Consider the following 20,391-nt stretch of genomic DNA (forward strand, 5'->3'; position numbering starts at 1 on the left):
CTATACTGACTTCGTAGCCTTTTTCTTTATTGCATTTCGTTCATCATAAATATTGGACACGATTACCTTCAATACCGCATAAAACGGTACGGCTATAATAATACCGATAAATCCAGCAATATTTCCTGCCGCTAAAATGATCGTAATGACCGTTAATGGGTGAATATCAAGTGATTTCCCCATCACATTTGGCGTAATAAAATTGCTATCGATTTGCTGTGCGACAAGCGTAACTACACATACCCAAATAACAAGCATCGGATCTTGCATGACAGCCACAACAACAGCTGGTGCCAATGCAATCCAAGGTCCGATAAATGGTATCATATTCATAAAGAAAGCAAAAATTACGAGTAACAACGAATACTCTAAACCAATAATTAAAAAACCAACATACATAATTAGAGCCAATAAAAAACTAATTTGCAATTGCCCCTGAATATAGCTACGTAAAACATCGTCAATTTCACTTAACGTTTTTTTCACCCATTCACGACGTTCACCACTAAAATATTTATAAATCGAAGGCGCAAGTTTCTCATGATCCTTCAACATAAAAATGAAAAAGAATGGAATTAAAATTGCCAATAAAGAAGCAGATACAATAGATTGTAAAAACGAAACAAGTCCTTTACTTGCCACTACTGCAATATCTTGTACTGAGTTTGCTACATGATTAATAAAGGATGTTAATTGCGGTGGGAAATTTTCCCTGTTTCGTAATACATATTCCGATGCATCTTGAATGCTTGCTCCAATCATAGGCGCACTTTTCACAAGATTATTTACCTGTGTCGCGATTGGACTCCCAATAATCAAGCCCAAACCACCAACAAGCGCAATGAGCCCAACGACAATCGTCAGTATACTTGCCCACCTAGGCCATCTGCGTTTCTCTAAAAATCGCTGTATTGGCTCTGTCACATAATACAAAACGCCACCTAATAACAATGGCACAAAAATAGTTTTTAGAATAATAGCGAGCGGTGAAAAAATCCAATGTATTTCTATAAAATATTTAGTAATTAATAGAGCTAGTAAAATTCCTACTCCAACCTGAAACCAGACTTTCCTCGTCACTCTCGTCACTTCCTTTTATCACAGTTACTGAAAATACTACTTATATATTAACCATTTCGCAAGTATCCTAGTATTAATTCAGCAAATTATTCATATCATCAAAGAGTAACATCAGATACAGAAGATTTCCAATCCTATAGATGATGATAGCACTTATTTGTTCATCGTAACTATTACTTACAAGAGTCTCGCAAATTTTTTACTGTTATGAAAATCAAAAAATCAAGATAGGAAATGAAGAATAGCCTCTTGTTCCTACATATTGGACCCCTCATGTTCAAGTTAATACCTTAACTTTTGATACAAAAAAAATTCCGCTCTCTTTCCGCAGGGGTCCACAAGACCTCGGAGATGCAAAAGCATCTCCGAGGTCTTGCTTGGCTTGTTGTCCCGCAGGAATATCGCGAAATTTTTCAAATAGAGTATTCAATATTTTTTCAGGAGCACTATATCCATTCAGAACTGGCTCTTGGACATTCTATAATTTTGTATCGTCAACTGAATTTAAGTAGTTCTCAATATCACCAATTACCGATTCAACACAGCCTTCCTCAAATGGTGAAATTAATCCTGCTTCCTTCACAAGCTTGGTAAATGACATTGAACCACCTAAGCCACATAAATGTATATAATCCTTCCAAGCCGCCGCAAATTCTTCACGCGAGCGTTTCCAGAATTGGAATGCACAAATTTGCGCTAATGTGTAGTCAATATAATAGAACGGGCTCGCATAAATATGCGCTTGACGCTGCCAGATACCACCTACTTCTAAATAGCTATTGCCGTCATAATCACGATGTGGTAAATATGTTTCCTCAATTTTTTTCCATGCTGCTTTACGCTCTGCTGGTGTCATCTCAGGATTTTCATAAATAACATGCTGGAACTCATCAACGGCAACCCCATAAGGAAGGAATAATAAACCACTGCTTAAATGTGCGAATTTGTACTTCTCTGTGTCTTCCTTGAAGAATAATTCCATCCATGGCCACGTAAAGAATTCCATACTCATAGAGTGAATTTCACATGATTCATATGTTGGCCATAAGTATTCTGGAATGCCAATATTACGGCTTGAATATACTTGGAAGGCGTGTCCAGCCTCATGTGTCAATACATCGATATCACCAGACGTTCCATTGAAGTTCGAAAAGATAAACGGTGCATGATAATTTTCAATAAATGTACAATAACCGCCACTTTCTTTCCCCTTCTTCGCCACTAGATCCATTAGATCATTATCGATCATAAAGTTAAAGAATTCACCTGTTTCAGTTGATAATTCCTCGTACATACTCTTGCCATTCGCAACAATCCACTCAGGGTCACCCTTTGGTGTAGCATTTCCTGTTAAGAAGTTTAAATTTTCATCATAGAACTTAAAATCAGAGATGCCGATACGTTTCGCCTGGCGTTCAAAAAGCTTTGTTGCCACAGGTACGATTAAATCACGCACTTGGTCTCGGAATTTTTTCACCATATTAGCATCATAATCAATACGGTTCATGCGTATATAACCAAGTTCAACATAATTTTTATAGCCCAGTTTCACAGCAATTTCGTGACGTACCTTTACTAGTTCATCAAATAATCGGTCAAACGCCTCTTCATGCTCTGCGAAAAAGCTAAATCGTGCCTCAGTTGCTGCTTTACGCATGGTGCGCTCAGTCGATTCAGCATATGGACCAAGCTGTGCAAGTGTTAATGTTTCACCATTAAATTCGATTTGTGCTGAGGCAACTAGCTTATTATACTCAGAAACCAGTTTATTCTCTTTTTGCATTAAATCGATGACAATTGGTGAAAAGCCTTTAATTTGGTAGGAAGCTAAATCGAATAGCTGTTGTCCCCACTTTTCTTCTAATTGTCCGCGAAATGGCGAAGCAACTAGCGCTTTATAGTATTCTGTAGTAACTTCTTCTAACTCTGGGCCAACTTCGTCGAAATAATCGCGTTCGACCTGATAAAACGCATCATTTGTATCAATGGACGCACGAATATAAACTAAGTTTGCCATGGTAGCATAGTCATTACTTAGCTTATTTAATTTCTCAATAAGATTACTTTGTTCCTCAACAGTTTGTGCAAGCTTAAATTGCCCGATTAAAGCTAATTGTTGTTCTTTCAATGCCTCCACATTTGGACGCTGGTATTCATAATCTTTAAAAGTTGTCATAGAAGTCCCCTCTTTCTGTCGTATACACGGTGATATTTCTATTATATGCCAAATACAAGATATTAAGAAACAAAATATACCTTTAATAACCCAAAATATATGTTTTTAATAACGCCGCTCTTTCACGGATTCTTAACTTTGTTTCAACCGATTTAGGTGTTTTTGCGGCAACAACATCCACCTCAAAGCCTAAAGACTTCGCTAAATACTTCGCCCGTTGTAAATGAAAATCATTCGAAACAATGGTAATTTGCTTTATATCATTTGGTAATAAATCCCTTGAAAATAATAAATTTTCGTATGTCGATGTTGATTGGTCTTCTACTAAAATACGTTCAGCTGGAATACCTCTTTTCACCAAATAATCTAGCATGACGGATGCCTCTGTTCTGTCCTCGTCAGATCCTTGTCCACCTGAAACAATTACCTTTACATGTGGATACGTATTTAAATACTCAATCGACTCCTCTAATCTATTTTTTAAAGATAGTGAAGGAACGCCACCTGGTTTTACCTTGGCTCCAAGTACAATCATGTATGTAGCTGTCCCATTCGCGGCAGGTTGAACACCACGTTTCATTTCCTCACCTAACCATATATAAATCACACCGCCCATGCAGACTAGTAGAATCATCACCCTCGTTATCCACTTTTTCAAATGCATCACCCCTTTACTTCTATCAACGTCCGACAATGAAAAAGGATGCTTGTACAAAGTCTTACTACTGTACAAACATCCGATTAGTTATCGTAATATGAAGCGCTTAATAGACTCTTGTAATGCAGAGATTTCATCCGTTAAATCATTTGAGGATTCACTAATAAGTTGAATTGCACGCTGTTGCTCGTCTACAGATGCAGTTACTTCCTCTGATGCACCAGCGTTTTTCTCACTAATATGCGCAACACTTTCAATAGAATGCATGATTTCATCCTTCGATTGATTTAAATATTCTACGCCAGTTGCCATTTCCTCTATTGCAGAAATGATTTTTTCGACTGCTAACTCAATTTCTTTAAATGATGTTTCTGTAATCGCTACCGAATCATTTTGCTCTTGAACAATGGAATTCGTTTTTTGCATTTCACCAGTAACTAAATTTGTTTCACTTTCAATACCACGTAATGTTGTACGCACTAATTCTGTCGCCACCGATGTTTGATCTGCAAGTTTACGTACTTCCTCTGCAACTACGGCAAAGCCCTTCCCATGTTCACCGGCACGAGCAGCTTCAATCGATGCATTTAACGCCAAAAGGTTTGTCTGATCAGAAATTTCATTAATCGTTCCAACAATGCCTTCAATTTCTCTTACCTTCACTATAAGACTATCAAAAACAGTTTGTACATTACTTATAAGTGTTGACGATTCCAATGACTTTTCCTTCAAACGATTTAAATTTGCTAAACCTTCCTCATTGGACTTTTTCATCAATTGTGATGAGTCCAACATGGATGTGTTTTTATCATGTAAAACGATGATTTGCTGTGCAAATTCAAGAGTTGTGCGATTCGTATCCTCAGCATCTGATGCCTGTTGCACTGCGCCTCTTGATACTTCATTAATTGCTTTTACTATTTCATCACCATATGCATTTGTTTCTTCTGTCACCGCTGTAAGGTTAGAAGAAGTTGCTTGTATTTCTACAATCGATTCTTCAACATCTGTAATTAATGTTTTTAATTGATTAACCATTTCATTAAAGCCTACATTTAGTTGACCAATTTCATCAGAACGTTGTAGATTTTCAATTTCAACGGTTAAATTTCCTTTTGCTACTTCACGTACACGTTTCGACAAGCGACCAATAGGTAAAGCCAAATGTCTAGAAACTAAGATAACAATGATACTTCCAATAATAACTGCCCCAAATAGTGTAAGCCCAATTACTAATAACAATGAGTTCGCTTCTTTATTAAAATCTTGCATATATGTACCCGATGCAATAATCCATCCCCAATGAGGATCTTTTTCTGAGTAGATTATTTTATCAGCCAATGTTTGTTGTCCCGGTAATTCAAACTCGTATTCTGTAAAACCCCCGCCCTCCAGTGCTCGATCAGTTACTTCACGAATAAAATACTTGCCGCTACTATCCTTATCCTCCCAAAGATTGTCCCCTTCACGAGTAGGGTGGGTTGTTAAAGTTCCCTCATCGTCTAAAACATAGATATACCCGTTCTCACCGAGATTTCCAGGATAATTAATTGGCCGCTTTCCCTCACTGTCCTTTGGTCCAAGAAATGCTTCCCGCATTCTTTCTTGCGCAACTCCCAAAGGGATGTCGCCATTTTCTACTCTTTCATTTGCAAGTTCAATTAATTGCAAAGCAGATTTAACGCTATTTTCGATAACTTGTTCTCCAATACTTTCCATACCATCTTTTGCTTTCCCATAACTAACTATACCAATAATTAAGCTCGGCACTATTAGTAATGCTAATGAAATGATAATTAGTTTCCCCTGTATTGAACGTAAAAATTTCATACTTTCCCCCCTTTTTCTCTTCGTTCACAACCTGTATTAATCTATATTATGGAATGGTTTCAAAGTTTACACAATGGGTAAATCACAAATAATATGCAATTAGTCGTTTTATTGTCTGAATATTCTATTAAAATATTTTTATGTATAAGAAAAAAACTATCTTTCTACATGATTATGGTCAGTAGAAAAATAGCTTTTTGATGTTTATCATAATTTAAATGTATGAATGGCTCCAATTACTTCTTTTGAAGTTTGCTCTAGAATATTCACAATTTCATTTAATTCTGAAACCATGGACACTTGTAAATCTGATGCAGCCGCCACTTCCTTCGTTCCTTGTGCACTGTACTGCGCTATATTTTGCATTTGCTCAGTCGTCGCTAAAATTTCCTCTGAGCCTGCAGACATTTCCTCAATAACTGCTGAATCATCCTGAATTTTATTATTTACCTCAACGACCGAATGTAGAATTTGTGTCAGGCTCTCACCAATTTGCTGAACTGCCTTATTTCCGGACTGTACATCCTCTGTACTACAAGTCATTTCATGTAGTGCACGGTCTGTAATGTCCTTAAAACTTTCTAAATGCTTATGAATATCATCAGCAGAAACCTTGGACATTTCAGCAAGTTTTCGCACCTCATCAGCCACTACAGCAAATCCTTTACCTGCTTCTCCAGCCCTTGCTGCTTCAATTGCTGCATTTAATGCGAGTAAATTTGTTTGATCGGCAATGCTAGTAATAACCGATACCATTTCTTCAATGGAACGGAATTTTTCACCCATTTCTTCAACATGGCCGGCCGTACGTAATACGGATGCCTCTACATTGTGAATTTGTGAAACAACTTCTTTGGAATGGCTTACGCTCTTTTCCACTAACCCTGTCATCGCTGAAGAAGACTCTGCAATTTCTGAAGTTGTATCAGCTAAACGTTGAATGCCAATCGACATTTCATTCATCGTTAAGACGACTTCGTTATTATTTTGTTGTTGTTGCTCACTGCCCGCCGCAACCTCAATAATTCGGTTTGCAATTTTCGTATTGGATGTTTCAACATGCTGTGATGTTAAATCTATTTTCTCTATAACTTCTTGTAATGTCGAAGTTCGATTTTGAATAGTATAGAAAGTATCTTTTAATTTACTTAACGATTCCTGGAAGGCTTGTGCAAAAACCGTAATTTCATTTTTACCTTTTAAGTGAATTTTGGCAACCTCTACAGTTGCATTAGCAATATCACCGTGGGCGAAGCTTTCTGCAGCTCTCCCTAGATACGTTAGCGGATTTAATGCACGGTTTACATAGCTATACATCACGTACATAACAATTACTGTTAAAATTAATATAATGATTATTATAACTGGTAAGATTGAAGTCAAAACTGCCTTATTTACCCCACTTACCTGTGTAGCTTCAATATCGACTCCAACGTAAGCAACAGTATTACCCGAAGCATCCTTTAAAGGCACCGTACCTGATAAGTAATCACCAAAATCACTATGTAATATATCCGAATAATAACTACCCTTATCCATGACTTTTTCAAGATCTTTGTAGTTTGTTGATGAAGATTCAGTACCAATAACCCCTGCATTTTCTTGGTCATCTACGGGCATACCATCTACTAAAAATCTTACCTTCTGATCCACTTTCGGTGCTGCAAATGTATAAGCATACAAGACACCGTTTTTTTCGCGTAAATCATTTAACTCTTTTCGTAGTTGCCAGTATAATTCAGATTCTATTGGATTTTCTGACAGTTCAACATAATCATCTGCATGTAAATGTTTAGCTATGTTCTCCGCCACTTCTACTGCCTGTGAGCCCATCGTTTGATTAACTGCAGATCTCGCCGTATAGATTGTCGTCAAAATAAAAAAAATCAATAAAGTTACTAACGTAATTAACGAAATAAAAACAATTTTATTGCTTAACTTATCTGCTGTCCGCATATGATTAGCACTTTCCTCCTTTAATTTACTAGTATACTAATCCCTTATTATCACCTATTATTCTATTTTTTCAACTATTTCGACTTTGTTACTACGTAATTATTACTATCCAAGCGATTAATGCTAGTAAAGTAGCGAAAAGCGTCGGTACAGTTAGAATAACACCTATCTTTAAAAACTGACTCCAGCTTATTTTCATGCCCTTTTGCGCTAATATATGAAGCCACAATAATGTGGCAAGTGATCCAATCGGATTCATTTTCGGTCCTAGATTACAATTCTCCTCCCTAAATAAAAACCAGTAGCAATGATATCGCTACTGGTTTAACATTATTTAATTTTATTCGCCTAAATCTGCATTATGGTAAACATTTTGTACATCATCTAAGTCTTCTAATGCATCAATTAATTTTTCGAATTTTGCTACATCTTCACCAGTCAATGCAACTTCTGTTTGTGGTAACATGGCAAGCTCAGCCACCGTGAATTCTTGTACGCCTGCTTCTTTTAGTGCTTCTTGAGCAGCAAAGAATTGATCTGGTTCTGCATAAATAATTACTGTTTCTTCTTCTTCCAGAATATCACGTGCATCAACATCAGCTTCCATTAAAATCTCAAGTACTTCGTCTGCCGATTTACCTTCTAGACCAATAACAGCTGTTGAATCGAACATATAAGCCACCGAACCGCTTACTCCCATGTTGCCATTGTTTTTACCGAATGCTGCACGCACATCAGATGCCGTACGATTTACGTTGTTTGTTAAAGCATCCACGATTAGCATTGTGCCGGCTGGACCAAAACCTTCATAGCGTAACTCATCGAAGTTTTCATCGCCGCCACCTTTCGCTTTTTCAATTGCTTTTTCAATGATATGTTTTGGGACACTATATGTTTTTGCACGTTCAAGGACAACTTTAAGGGCGCGGTTTGATTCAGGGTCTGGTTCGCCTGATTTTGCTGCTACATAAATTTCGCGACCGAATTTTGCATTTACACGGCTTGTGCTTTGATCTTTAGACGCCTTCTTTTCTTTAATATTGTTCCACTTACGACCCATTGTTTCCACTCTCTTTCGAAAATAAAGTTTATAAAAATCATAGATGTGCAACTACACATCTGTAAATGGTATTTAAATACTTATCGTATCTTTACTCTGCAAATAATAACACAATGATGCTTACAAAGCTAGATATACCAATGTTTAAGGTGATGTTTTATGAAAGTCAAATTACAAAAAATTTCATCATTTCGAGCCTTTGTTTAAACTGCTTTACCATAAATAGTAGTATTTTCACAATTTCATATCTTGTTTAATCTTTACTAATAATGCCTGGCATCCTTCTATGGCTAAGTCATAGGTTTCTTGAAAATCCCCTGTATAGTAAGGGTCAGGTACGTCTTTTCTATGACTCGTTAAATCTAAAAAGCGCAAAATCTTAGGTGAATCTGGATTGCCCAACATGGTGTGGATGTTGTGAATATTACTATGATCCATCCCAACAATATAATTAAATTGTTCGAAATCAATCTTTTGTAATTGTCGTCCTTTCATCCCTTTCGTTGAGATTCCATACTCTCGAAGCTTATCTTGCGTACCAAGATGTGGTGGTTCTCCAATATGCCACGCACTCGTCGCAGCAGAATCCACTTCAATGGCGTCACTTAGATGCTCTTTTCCTACTAAATCACGCATCACTGCTTCAGCCATGGGTGAACGACATATATTACCTAAACAAACAAAAAGCACTCGAATCATACCAATGTCCTCCTACGACAAAGCACTCAAAACCAAATGATTTTGAGTGCTTTCTTTTCACTTTTTCTCTACTGCAATCCGCTTGTGTAACTCTTCTGTTAACGCAATTAGTTCATGCTCTAAATGATGCATAAATTCCTCGCGTCCGTCTTTACCCTTACCTGTTACATAAAACGGTTCGCCATAGATTAGATAACCCTTGCCACGCTTAAAAACATCGCCAGCATTACGTGCACCAACGTAAGCAGCTGGTACGATTTGCGTCTTTGACAGCTGTGCAATCGTAATCGCACCTTGCTTTAAATCAGCACCTTCTGAATTACGAGTACCAGAAGGGAAAATCCCAACAATTTTCCCCTCCTTCAATAACTGTGAAGGTATTTTAATGACACTTGGCCCTGGGTTATCGCGGTCAACCGGAAAGGCATTTAAATGCCCGACGAGCCAGCCAAGTCCTTTTATATCAAACAATTGCTTCTTCGCCATAAAATAAATTTCACGGGGATACATGGAAACACCTAAGTTTAAAATATCAACATAGCCTGTATGGGTACATGCAATAATAAACCCACCATCCTTCGGTAAGTTCTGCTCCTCATATACACGAGCCTTCGAGCCCATTAACTTTAATATTATCTTGACGATGCTTGCTACAAATTTATACACGGTCTCATTCCTATCTTATTAAATAGTTATCACTATTGTAATCGAAAAGACTAGTATGCTGCAATTACCTATACAACAATTAGACCTTTCCCACTAACACATCAACATCAATTGTTATTTCATGTAGAGAAATTTTCGCTTCATCTGACTTATGCCAGCCCATTGGTGTCATTTCAAGTAGTGCAGGAACAAGCTCTGAAGCAAGTGGCACTGTATAGGTAACACGTTCAACCATCACATCGGCAAAACTATCTCGAAAACGTTCTACGGTTTGTTCATTAGAATACGTTTCTTTAGCTGAATCAGCATATAGCTGTGTGCGAAGCTCTTGTAAATAACCACTTTGCGGTACAACCTTTATCACACAGCCGCCGGGTACTAATAGTCTCTTGAATTCTTCATAATTCGCCGGCGATAAAATATTTAAGATCGCATCAAAGCTAGTCTTTGCAAATGGACTCTTCGCTAAGTCACCCACACACCAAATTTGCTGTGGATAATGTCGAGCTGCAGCAAGAATTCCTTCCTTTGCAATATCAATGCCAATGCCAATACCTTCTCTTTGCGCCATAATACGAGCTAAATGTGAACCCTCGCCACAGCCTGTATCCAGCACTATTTTGGCAGCAGCAATTTGTTCTCTAATTTTTTCTTCAAGCAAGTCGTATATACCACTATCGATAATGGCCTTGCGAGATTCAAAAAGGTCCTTACTATATTTTGAAGTAGCACCATGTGTCAACATATTCACATAGCCTTGCTTAGCAATATCAAAAGAGTGATTCATTGAACATTCAAGCCGCCCTTGTTCATGCACAAGCATAGGCTCTTTACAAATTGGACAAGCAAATATAGTAATATTTCTATTCATCATTGCCGCTCCCGCAGCTCGTTTAGATAATGCCCCCATTTAATTCGCCTCCTTTTGCTCTGTTGGTGAAACGAGTGCAAAACGCTCCCATTTTCGACTTTTCCATCTAAAGTATACGATAATTGCACGCAACCATTCATCTGCCGATATAGCTAACCAAATTCCTACTAAGCCCCATTCTAAAACGAATACAAGCAAATAACCAAGTGGCACACTCATACAAACCATTGATAGAAAACCAATTTTCACAGGGAATCTTGCATCCCCTGAGGCACGTAATGAATTAATCACAACAATATTCATTGTACGCCCCGTTTCAAGTAAAATACTCAGTACTAAGACAGACGCTCCAATAGCAATTACCTCTGGATTATCCGTAAAAATACTCATAAGCTGTGTACGGAAAAGCGTCACAGCCACCACCATTATTATCGTGAAAATAAAAGCTGCACGCACACTCGACCACAGTTGATGGTACGCTTCCTCCTTTTTGCCGGCGCCGACATTACGACCTATGATTATCGCTGTCCCTGTGCCTATAGCAATTGCAAATAAATACGTGAACATAGAAATATTCATAGCATATTGTCTAGCCGCCAGCGTTTCGGCTCCCAAATAGGTAGCATAGTAAAGGAATATAATTTGACAGAACTGATACAGCACCTGCTCAAAAGCTGACGGTAAACCAATATTTAATATTTTCTGAACATATTCCTTTGAATAGGTAAAGTAATATTCTAGCTTTACACGAACTTCCATCACTTGATACAACAGCCATAAAAACACGATTACTGCAAGTCCACGGCTAATAACGGAAGAAATCGCTGCCCCTTTTACACCTAACTCTGGCATGCCTAAATTACCAAAAATCAAACCATAATTTAATACCACATGGAGCACGTTCATGCCTAAGGAAACATACATCGTTTGCTTTGTCCAACCATGTACACGAATCACTGCTGCTAACGCATTGATAATCGCTTGTAAAAAAATAAAACTACCAATAATAACTAAATAGCTTTGTGCATATATCAATACTTCGCCCTTTAAATTCATCATGGTCATTAAGCGACTTGCACCAAAGAAGAATACGACACTCATAATTAGTCCCACGCATAAATTCATGGTAACTGCCAATGCCGAAATCTTCGCCGCCTCAAAGTAACGCCTTGAACCAAGATACTGTGAAACAACAATCGAAGCACCATTTCCGACAACTTCCAATATTAAAATTGCAATATGAATATATTGATTGGCCGCTCCAACCCCCGATACAGCATTATCAGATAAAGCACTCAGCATAAACGTATCGGCTAACCCCATTAACATAAATAAAAAAACTTCTAAAAAAATTGGCCACGTTAAATGAAATAAACTTAAATGGTCAGCCGCATTTTTCTCACTAATCGTCTCCGCCAATCCTTTTCACTTCTCTCTCTAAATTGCATAAAAACCTATTGTATCTTATCATAGATTTGTCTGCTGTAAAGACTTATACGGTGAGAAAGGATGGCAAAATCCTTCCTATCATCTCATGAAAGTTGAACATAAAAAAACCCTTCTCACAGGGCTTGTGTGAAAGGGTGTCTTTTTAACTTAAGCAATTAGCTTGTAATTGTGCACGTTTGTCTCGCGTTAGACCAAACTCTTGCTCTAAAAATGCGGTCTTTGAGCCATAACGAACATCCATTGCATCGAGTGCCGCTTGTAAATAATCTTCTCGAGCAGACATTAATGCATAAAATTGCTGTAATTCGCGATCATTAAAATCCTTCCGAATCGCCTGTGCCATACGATTTACCATCGGGCGTAAAAGCTCATTCGTATCTAAGTAATCTTGCATAATAATCTCCTCAGGGACATCTAATGCTAATAAAATCAGTGCACCACCTATACCAGTTCGGTCCTTGCCCACTGCACAATGATGAACAAGCCCTAAATTTTCAGGGTTTTGAATCGTGGCGATCAATTCTTTAAATGAAGCATTATTAAAGGGCATCTGTGCATAAAAATCACAGAACATTTCTGGACTTACAACTTTATAGAAATTTTGCCCCCCAGTATTCGTAGGCATTTCAAAAGCATGGTTCCCCTTGGCTGGGATTTGTATATATTTAGCATTTGAAAATGTCGGATTAGGGTTATTTTGTGCTTCATGTTTGTCCCGATAATCAAAAATTGTTTTCACACCTAATGTCTCAAAGCGTTCTTTATCCGCCATCGTCATTTTCCCTAGTGCTGCCGAACGATAGATTAAGCCTTTTTTTACAATACGCCCATCTTTCGACTTATAGCCACCCATATCACGGAAATTATAGACTGCTTCAAACGGAATAACCTTCATGTCAAACTGTGTCATCCACTACGTCCCCCCTTATATTAGCAATCACCTTCCCCTCTATTCTATAGAACAACTAAGGATAATACCAATTTTCACACTAGGGTATTTCTTTACACAGTAAGCTCCTAAAATAAATGTACTGTTTACGATAAACACCACATAATTAGCATTCACCCATGTTGTGAAGCCGCCACTTTTCGCAAAAAATATCATTGCCTTCTTTTCCATACACTCCTCGTAAACTGCGTGATGATAAGTGATTTTTGAGCAGTGCGCTAATTGACCTGAGCGGCAGTCAACGGTACCCGAACGGTGTACTTTGCTACGTAGTGTTTCCCCGCTGTTACCAACGCGTTCTCCATCTTAGCAAGGCTTTCTGAGGCGGTATCGGTATACATTCATATATTTCAAAAAGCCGCCCAAACTTATAGGACGGCTCTTAAAAATCTTCAATTATTGAAATAATTCAGGATATACAGCTTTGGCTACTAGCTCAACCGCTTCCCCGATACGTGGCCCAGGTCGAGTGGATATATCAGCATCTACATAAAATACAGCTTTGTTTTGAATCGCTGTTATCGTGTTCCAACCATTGCGAGCAATGATTTCTGCCACAGGGTCTTCGCCGTAATTTACAGTTGTTAGAATGACTTCAGGGTTTTTAGCAATGACGTTTTCCTCAGAAACCTTTACCCAATCCTTTTTGTCAGCAAATACATTGTTCACTTTAGCCGCATTTAAAATTTCTTGTTGGAATGTACCTGAACCTGCTGTATAAATCTCTGGCTTCGGACTAATTTCCAAGTAAACATTTTTTTGTTTTTCTACATCTTTTACTTTTGCTTGAACATCAGCTATTTTAGCCTTGATGTCTTCATTTAGTTGATCACCTTTATCCTCAACACCCATGACAGTCGCAATTTGTTCTATATCACCATAGACATCTTCAAATGAAGCTGCTGATTTGATAACAAATACTTTTACACCTGCATCTTCAAGTCCTTTTAACGCATCGTCCTTACCATTAGCAGAGTAAGCTATCACCACATCTGGATTTAATGATACAATGCGTTCGCTATTAAACGTACTAGAATCTGATACACGTTCAATGTTTTGTGCTTCCGCTGGATATGTATCATACTCTGTAGCACCTACGATTTTATCACCTACACCTAATGCAAATAAGATTTCTGTATTGCTTGGCTGTAAGGATACAATCGTTTTTGGTATAGCATCAAATGTCACTTCTACACCACGATCATCTGTCACTTTATAGCCTGATTCAGCTGTTTTTTCTTCCTTCGATGTGTCCCCATTCTTCGCTTCATCAGTTGTACCGCAGCCTACTAGGACAAACGCTAACATCAAAATCGAAAGCCATTGGAAATTAACTAATTTTTTCACTTCACTCATTCTCCTTTTTTCTTTTTCATTGGGTATGATTTACTTATAAACGGAATCTCGGCGATTCCAGCCTGTTGATTCATGTATATAGCCATTACGAAAAATACATTGGCCAGTAATCCTAGATAATCGAAAAGGATGGTTGGTACTTCTCGCTCCTCAGACACTTTGTGCAAGGCACGGTATGATTTCTTTGCTTCACTTCGACATAAATGAAGGGCAGCAGCAGCCTCCGTCCCCTGAGGTAAAACAAAGTTTTGAATCTCTTCCCTAACATACTCAACGTAAAAATCATAACGATTGCTAAGCCATGCTAAATCTTCGTCGGTTACAGCTAATTTGCCACGCACCGAACCATTCACATGATAGGCCATTGGCAAAATTGCCATCAAATCAGCTGCCACAACTTCAACCGTTTCTTTCTTTATAGCAGCTAATGCAACACCCACATGCGTTGTTAAACTATCTGTACGAATCTCATAATCTACCAATGATATTTTTTCACGCATAAACGGATAACATGAATAACGTGCATTTTTTTTCAAACCTGAGACCCCACTTTCTTTCGCGAAACTATTCTTACTTACTGGATGAAAGTAAAAGTGCATAAAAAAAAGCCGCTCCCGATTAACAGAGAGACGACGAAAATGCATAAATAGCGTCGCTTTGACACGACATTGCCTATGTATTTGCCGTATATCCCCCTAACTTCCGAAGAGTATTTATACGCTCAAATAAAGGTCGGTCTCCTGGCTTGTACAGTTCGCTACCTTTATGTAGCGATGTCATAAAAACCTTCCCATCTACTAGAGTTATGATTCTTCGACAGTGGCTTAATTTTATGATATCTGTACTTACAGTTGCGGAAACAGCTTCGGTTTTACACCGAATTCCCGATTATGCTATGGCCTAGCACCCTTATTCTGCAAGAATTATTCACTTGTAAAGCAGTGTATCATATATTGTGTTGAAAAAGTAGTTGCGAAATTGCGGAAAACTTAATCGAAAATATACAAAACTTAGCACTATTTCTACATAACGATTAGCTATTCGTGTTTCTCCCTCAAAAATTCTAATTAAAGTATGACTATAAGATTTTATCAATAGCTTGCTCAATATCAAGTTGTGAATCAGTTGGTTCAAAGCGAGTAATCGTTTTACCGTTCCCATCCACTAAAAATTTTGTAAAGTTCCAGTGAATATTACGACCATCTAAAAAGCTAGGTACAATTTGGACAATGGATTGAGCTAGCTTTTTTCCTGCATATTCGCCTTTCCAAATTCTCGAAAATCCACTTCATGCTTCAAATAATTGAATAATGGATGTGTTGTCTCACCGTTTACTTGCACTAATTCAAAAATTGGAAACGTCACACCATAGTTAACTTTACAAAGCTGTATAGTTTCCTCACCATCTTCAGGATTTTGATTATCAAACTGATCACAAGGAAAACCTAAAACTACGAAATTATTCTTACCATATTTCTCATGCATTTTTTGTAAATCTTCAAACTGATATGTAAAACGACATTGGTTGGGAGTAGACAAATTTGTCTACTTCTTAATACCGACTTTATTAATTAATACTAATTGTATATTGACCCGCTTTATCTAACTACCATAACTTTTAACACTTGTTGCCAAATTATGAGGCGTACTTAGAATATTCAAACCAAATATAGAAATATCACTCTCTTTTGTCCTCAAAGCGCTGTCGCAATACTAGAGCCGAGACAGCGAACACCGCGAAAGCTACTGTTGAGGCGGCAGCAACCATCTGCAACACGTTTCCCGTTGGGGATTTGAACAACAGCGCGACCGAGATGATTAAAACGGCACCAGTTAAACCCATTCCCAAGATCGAAATCACCAAAACCTTGTTCATCGTATTAATACTGGAAAAAAGAATTTTTTCACCTTCGACATAATAAAACCTCCTATTTTTCAGTATTTTGTTACAAATTATTAATTCTACATCAAATTGAAATCATCCTCCTTTTAACATATAACTCCTTTTCATATTTTTCATGATTATAGCAATAAACTAAATTTTCTCCAACAAACGAGTTTCCAAATCAATTTCGCCTTGGCGTAATTGCGTCCGGATTTTGAATTGTGTCCGCACAATTCAAAATCCGTGACATCTGCCGGAGGCTTTGGGCCAACATAATGTTGGTCACTCAGTCGTTGCCACAGGACGTGGCGTTCTTAGACTGAGTTCCTCTATTTCAGTAGGTGTTTGGACACCCACTGAAAAGGAACCACACCCGCATTCATCTCACCACCTTCAGAGGTGGGAGTCTTCTGTACCTGTCGCTACGCTTTCGGTACAAAAAATATCTGCTGAATGGAGATAAAAAAAACAGCCATTACGCTTGTTTAACGAATGGCCATCTTATATTTCTTTTTATATTTTGCATCTTGTTCTTCTTCAATTAATCTTTGTGCAATTTCCAATAGTTTCGTGTCATTCGTGGCATCAAACAACTTTTTAAAGGATACAATAATATCATATCGCATGAGTGCCGGGTGTTTTTCGTCAATACATGTTTGGAATCTTTTTGCTAAATATGAAACAATTAAATCTCTTTGCACCTGTCCTGCAAGACCAATTTGCCAAATTGCTTGTAGACTATGTCTTGCTGTTACGGTTTTATCATCATACGTTACTGCCCAGATTTTCAAAAAATCCTCTAGTACACGTTCTTCTGGATCACTTTTTGCCGCCAATGCGCATAAAAACTGTACTGCTCGCGCACGCACATGTCCATCTTTATATGTAAGGGCTTGAATGAGATGCTCCCAGACTGCGTATGTCCAATCAACTGGTTCTTGCATAATTTTCATCAATTTTTCGTAAGACTCGTATTGAATTTCACGGTCAAGCTCTGTTAAATTACTAAAAAGTTGCAAAACCTCTTTTTCCATGATTCATCCCTACCTTTATTCTGTCAGAACGTTATAAACTTTTAAATTTTTTATGTTACACTTAACTTAATTTATACCAAGAAGGAGAGTTTATGAATAAATCTATTACCCGAAAGTTGATTTTACGAACGCTTGTGATTATATGCCTAATAATTGCGGCATATTTTATCATACCAGTCTCCGTGCCTATTATACTGGCTGGAATTACCGCTTTTTTCTTAGAACCAATTGTTATGTTTTTTAAACGCAAATGGAAAATGTCACGTAAAATTGCAGTCGCCTTCATTTACATAATGAGCGTTATCTTTATTTCTATTATTTGTTACTTTACTATTACACAGCTCATGTCGCAAATAATAATAGTTTCTAAGCAAGCCCCTTATTATATTTCTAAGATATCGGAAATGTGGCTTCACATGCAAGATAACATTTCTAAATATACCGAAGACTTCCCCGCTGAAGTGAGTACCTCACTTCAAAATACGACGTTGGATTTCATCAAGAAAATTGAAGAATCTTTTCTAAACTTCTTTAATTATACCAAAGTTACCGCATTCTTTTCGGAAATTCCAAGCCTCTTTATTAGTCTTCTCGTATATATGATTGTTCTATTTTTATTTATGCTCGATTTGCCAAAATTAAAACAGGTTACTTACAAATATTTAAAGCCATCTACTGCTAAAAAGATGAAAATAATCTCCAATCGCTTAAAAGATGCAATCTTTGGTTTTATGAAGGCACATTTACTCGTTAGCTTTATTATTGGCGGTGTCACACTTGTTGGACTTCTCCTTATCCAACCAAAATATGCTGTCACTATGACCTTGATCATTTGGCTTATCGACATTATTCCATTCCTGGGATCAATTATTATTTTGGCACCTTGGGGACTTTATCATTTATTAATGGGGAACACATCCATTGCTGTTCAATTATTCATCTTAGCAGTAATTTTACTCATTATTCGTCGAGTAGTCGAGCCCAAAATGATGGGAGATCATATTGGATTATCTACTTTACCAACATTAATAGCAATGTTTATCGGACTTCAGCTATTTGGTATTATTGGTTTACTCACTGGACCATTCTTTATTATTTTATTCTTCGCTTTAAAAGAAACAGGCATTATCAAGTGGAACTTCAAAATTTAACTTATTAGAAAAGCGCATTCGTGGCAGTTAAGCTGCGATATGCGCTAGAAAATGAATTTTAATGTAATTGCCACATATAGCAACTTTCCTTTATATTTTTTTAACCTTTTAAAAAGGCCATCTCTGTAATTTGCTCTACAAAGATGACCTTTTTGCTATTTAAATCGTCTATATAATAGTAGGATTATTGAATGCGACCGAAGCCTACTAAATATTGATTCCACCAATCAAGTGATTCGATGACAACACCTTTGTTTTGCGCATCAATCATCGTGTTGTTGCCTAGATAAATACCGACATGTGCTACGCCTGATCCATAGCTGAAGAATACTAAGTCACCAACACGTGCTTCACTTGCGGAAATGCGTTGTGTTGCTAAATATTGCTGAGATGCTGTACGTGGTAATGAAACTCCCGCTTGCTTGTATGACCATTGTACAAGGCCTGAACAGTCAAAACCTGTTGATGGATTGCTACCGCCCCATACGTAACCACGACCTAAAAATTGTTTAGCTGTTGAAATAGCATCGCCAGAAGATGCTGTACCTGTACCTGAACCAACAACGATTGATTGCGTTTTACCACCATTACTAATATTAGTTGTTTGCATTACAGGTGCAGCAGATTGAAGAGCACGTAAACGAGCCGCTTCTTCTTCAGCTGCTTTCCGTTCCGCCTCTAAGCGTTCCTCTTCTTGTTTCGATGCAATTTGAGCCTTTAACGCAAGTGATTTTGCTTCGTTTTCAGCTTTTTTAACTTCCATTTCGCTTTCTTTTTGTTGAAGCGCTTGGAATTGCTTTTGTAATTCTTTTTGTTTTTCATCTAAAGTTACTTTTTGTTCTTCTAATTTGGCTTTATCTGCTTCTTGTTGATTGACTAATTCTTGGTCTGCATCCATTAATGTTTTAACCGCTACGACACGGTCCATTAAGTCTGCAAAGCTTTTCGCTTCAAGAACTACGCTTAAATAAACACCCACTGTGTTATCCTGCGCTTGGTATGCAGCCATACGTTCACTCAAAATAGCTGAACGTTGCTCAATACGCTTTTCTGTTTCCACGATACTCGCATCAACTTCTTTAATATCTGCTTGTACTTGGTTAAATACTTTCACTTTTTCGTCAATATCGTTTTGGAGATTTGTTAATTCCGCCTCTAATTTCTTAACTTCGGCATCAATCTGAGCTTTTTTCTCAATCATATGTTGAGAAGTTTCTTCTGCGTGCACTTCGGTTGGTTGGACTGTATTAAATAATAAGCCGCCAGCAAGTGCTAATGTTAGCACCATCGACTTACGCCATTTATTGCGCTTACCCACTAATCTTCATTTCCCTTCATCCATCAATTTCGCTCTTGGTGTTCTATGTAATCACTTGAACGATTTTTATTTATCATCAAATTTACGTTTATACTTTTATTAGCCTTTTAAAGTTTAGCATTAATGGCACAACTTTTATACTATTTCTCGTCGTTTTAATAGTTTAGTAAAACTCGAAACATTTTTGTAATATTATCGATATCACTTAATTACTCTACAATATACAACAATACACTGCATTATCACATAATTA

Annotated in this window: 18 protein-coding genes, 1 pseudogene and 1 riboswitch; of the genes and pseudogenes, 1 reads left to right on the forward strand and 18 read right to left on the reverse strand. The window is 37.5% G+C overall.

Translation table 11 applies throughout. The features are described 5' to 3' along the window. The 17 genes and pseudogenes from ACQKII_RS08110 to ACQKII_RS08190 all read right to left on the reverse strand — a co-directional run bounded on the left by ACQKII_RS08110 (position 1) and on the right by ACQKII_RS08190 (position 17,669). Positions 1-1,080 carry an AI-2E family transporter gene (locus tag ACQKII_RS08110; RefSeq protein WP_427458143.1) on the reverse strand — a complete coding sequence of 360 codons (1,080 nt, stop codon included), beginning with the start codon at positions 1,078-1,080 and terminating at the stop codon, positions 1-3. Between the two features lie 478 nt (positions 1,081-1,558). Further along, positions 1,559-3,256, reverse strand: coding sequence for a M3 family oligoendopeptidase (locus ACQKII_RS08115; protein ID WP_427458145.1), 1,698 nt, complete (start codon positions 3,254-3,256; stop codon positions 1,559-1,561). An 82-nt stretch (positions 3,257-3,338) separates the two neighbouring features. After that, entirely contained in the window at positions 3,339-3,914 is a 576-nt protein-coding gene (locus tag ACQKII_RS08120; RefSeq protein WP_427458147.1) for a YdcF family protein, read from the reverse strand. Between the two features lie 87 nt (positions 3,915-4,001). Further along, complete coding sequence (locus ACQKII_RS08125) at positions 4,002-5,744, reverse strand: methyl-accepting chemotaxis protein (RefSeq protein ID WP_427458149.1); 1,743 nt, start codon at positions 5,742-5,744, stop codon at positions 4,002-4,004. Positions 5,745-5,951: 207 nt separating this feature from the next. Continuing rightward, complete coding sequence (locus ACQKII_RS08130; RefSeq protein WP_427458151.1) at positions 5,952-7,700, reverse strand: methyl-accepting chemotaxis protein; 1,749 nt, start codon at positions 7,698-7,700, stop codon at positions 5,952-5,954. 91 nt (positions 7,701-7,791) lie between these two features. Continuing rightward, positions 7,792-7,974: pseudogene (locus ACQKII_RS08135) on the reverse strand (ArsB/NhaD family transporter); the annotation flags it as partial. Positions 7,975-8,040: 66 nt separating this feature from the next. Continuing rightward, entirely contained in the window at positions 8,041-8,760 is a 720-nt protein-coding gene (locus ACQKII_RS08140) for a YebC/PmpR family DNA-binding transcriptional regulator (RefSeq protein ID WP_427458153.1), read from the reverse strand. A gap of 234 nt (positions 8,761-8,994) precedes the next feature. Further along, entirely contained in the window at positions 8,995-9,459 is a 465-nt protein-coding gene (locus ACQKII_RS08145) for a low molecular weight protein-tyrosine-phosphatase (RefSeq protein ID WP_427458155.1), read from the reverse strand. A gap of 57 nt (positions 9,460-9,516) precedes the next feature. Then, positions 9,517-10,125, reverse strand: a complete 609-nt coding sequence (locus ACQKII_RS08150) for a lysophospholipid acyltransferase family protein (RefSeq protein WP_427458157.1) — start codon at positions 10,123-10,125, stop codon at positions 9,517-9,519. A gap of 79 nt (positions 10,126-10,204) precedes the next feature. Then, positions 10,205-11,035, reverse strand: a complete 831-nt coding sequence (locus tag ACQKII_RS08155) for a putative RNA methyltransferase (RefSeq protein ID WP_427458159.1) — start codon at positions 11,033-11,035, stop codon at positions 10,205-10,207. Continuing rightward, complete coding sequence (locus ACQKII_RS08160) at positions 11,036-12,415, reverse strand: MATE family efflux transporter (protein ID WP_427458161.1); 1,380 nt, start codon at positions 12,413-12,415, stop codon at positions 11,036-11,038. It lies immediately after the preceding gene. Positions 12,416-12,587: 172 nt separating this feature from the next. Beyond that, positions 12,588-13,355, reverse strand: coding sequence for a tyrosine-protein phosphatase (locus ACQKII_RS08165; RefSeq protein WP_427458163.1), 768 nt, complete (start codon positions 13,353-13,355; stop codon positions 12,588-12,590). 39 nt (positions 13,356-13,394) lie between these two features. Then, positions 13,395-13,565 (reverse strand): hypothetical protein, encoded by a 171-nt coding sequence (locus tag ACQKII_RS08170; RefSeq protein WP_427458165.1) that lies wholly within the window; start codon positions 13,563-13,565, stop codon positions 13,395-13,397. 225 nt (positions 13,566-13,790) lie between these two features. Next, positions 13,791-14,741 carry an ABC transporter substrate-binding protein gene (locus tag ACQKII_RS08175; RefSeq protein ID WP_427458167.1) on the reverse strand — a complete coding sequence of 317 codons (951 nt, stop codon included), beginning with the start codon at positions 14,739-14,741 and terminating at the stop codon, positions 13,791-13,793. Between the two features lie 5 nt (positions 14,742-14,746). After that, positions 14,747-15,286 carry a hypothetical protein gene (locus tag ACQKII_RS08180; RefSeq protein ID WP_427458169.1) on the reverse strand — a complete coding sequence of 180 codons (540 nt, stop codon included), beginning with the start codon at positions 15,284-15,286 and terminating at the stop codon, positions 14,747-14,749. Positions 15,287-15,463: 177 nt separating this feature from the next. Further along, positions 15,464-15,676, reverse strand: a riboswitch (cobalamin riboswitch). 313 nt (positions 15,677-15,989) lie between these two features. Then, a complete protein-coding gene (locus ACQKII_RS08185) occupies positions 15,990-16,289 on the reverse strand; it encodes a hypothetical protein (protein ID WP_427458171.1) in 300 nt (99 codons plus the stop codon). Between the two features lie 831 nt (positions 16,290-17,120). Beyond that, complete coding sequence (locus tag ACQKII_RS08190) at positions 17,121-17,669, reverse strand: hypothetical protein (RefSeq protein ID WP_427458173.1); 549 nt, start codon at positions 17,667-17,669, stop codon at positions 17,121-17,123. 92 nt (positions 17,670-17,761) lie between these two features. On the opposite strand from ACQKII_RS08190, the gene ytvI reads away from it, so the two are divergent. Next, a complete protein-coding gene (gene ytvI / locus ACQKII_RS08195) occupies positions 17,762-18,820 on the forward strand; it encodes a sporulation integral membrane protein YtvI (protein ID WP_427458175.1) in 1,059 nt (352 codons plus the stop codon). A 184-nt stretch (positions 18,821-19,004) separates the two neighbouring features. Here the strand turns inward: ytvI and ACQKII_RS08200 are convergent, their stop codons facing one another. Then, positions 19,005-20,138, reverse strand: a complete 1,134-nt coding sequence (locus ACQKII_RS08200) for an NlpC/P60 family protein (RefSeq protein WP_427458177.1) — start codon at positions 20,136-20,138, stop codon at positions 19,005-19,007. Positions 20,139-20,391: the final 253 nt, after the last annotated feature.

The sequence above is a fragment of the Lysinibacillus sp. NPDC048646 genome (assembly GCF_050272295.1).
Lineage (GTDB): Bacteria > Bacillota > Bacilli > Bacillales_A > Planococcaceae > Lysinibacillus.

Excerpts from the sequence above, each read along its gene's own strand:
- ACQKII_RS08115 (WP_427458145.1), bottom strand. The coding sequence starts at position 3,256 with ATGACAACTTTTAAAGATTATGAATACCAGCGTCCAAATGTGGAGGCA.
- ACQKII_RS08125 (WP_427458149.1), bottom strand. The coding sequence starts at position 5,744 with ATGAAATTTTTACGTTCAATACAGGGGAAACTAATTATCATTTCATTA.
- ACQKII_RS08130 (WP_427458151.1), bottom strand. The coding sequence starts at position 7,700 with ATGCGGACAGCAGATAAGTTAAGCAATAAAATTGTTTTTATTTCGTTA.
- ACQKII_RS08140 (WP_427458153.1), bottom strand. The coding sequence starts at position 8,760 with ATGGGTCGTAAGTGGAACAATATTAAAGAAAAGAAGGCGTCTAAAGAT.
- ACQKII_RS08145 (WP_427458155.1), bottom strand. The coding sequence starts at position 9,459 with ATGATTCGAGTGCTTTTTGTTTGTTTAGGTAATATATGTCGTTCACCC.
- ACQKII_RS08155 (WP_427458159.1), bottom strand. The coding sequence starts at position 11,035 with ATGGGGGCATTATCTAAACGAGCTGCGGGAGCGGCAATGATGAATAGA.
- ACQKII_RS08165 (WP_427458163.1), bottom strand. The coding sequence starts at position 13,355 with ATGACACAGTTTGACATGAAGGTTATTCCGTTTGAAGCAGTCTATAAT.
- ACQKII_RS08170 (WP_427458165.1), bottom strand. The coding sequence starts at position 13,565 with ATGGAAAAGAAGGCAATGATATTTTTTGCGAAAAGTGGCGGCTTCACA.
- ACQKII_RS08190 (WP_427458173.1), bottom strand. The coding sequence starts at position 17,669 with ATGGAAAAAGAGGTTTTGCAACTTTTTAGTAATTTAACAGAGCTTGAC.
- ytvI (WP_427458175.1), top strand. The coding sequence starts at position 17,762 with ATGAATAAATCTATTACCCGAAAGTTGATTTTACGAACGCTTGTGATT.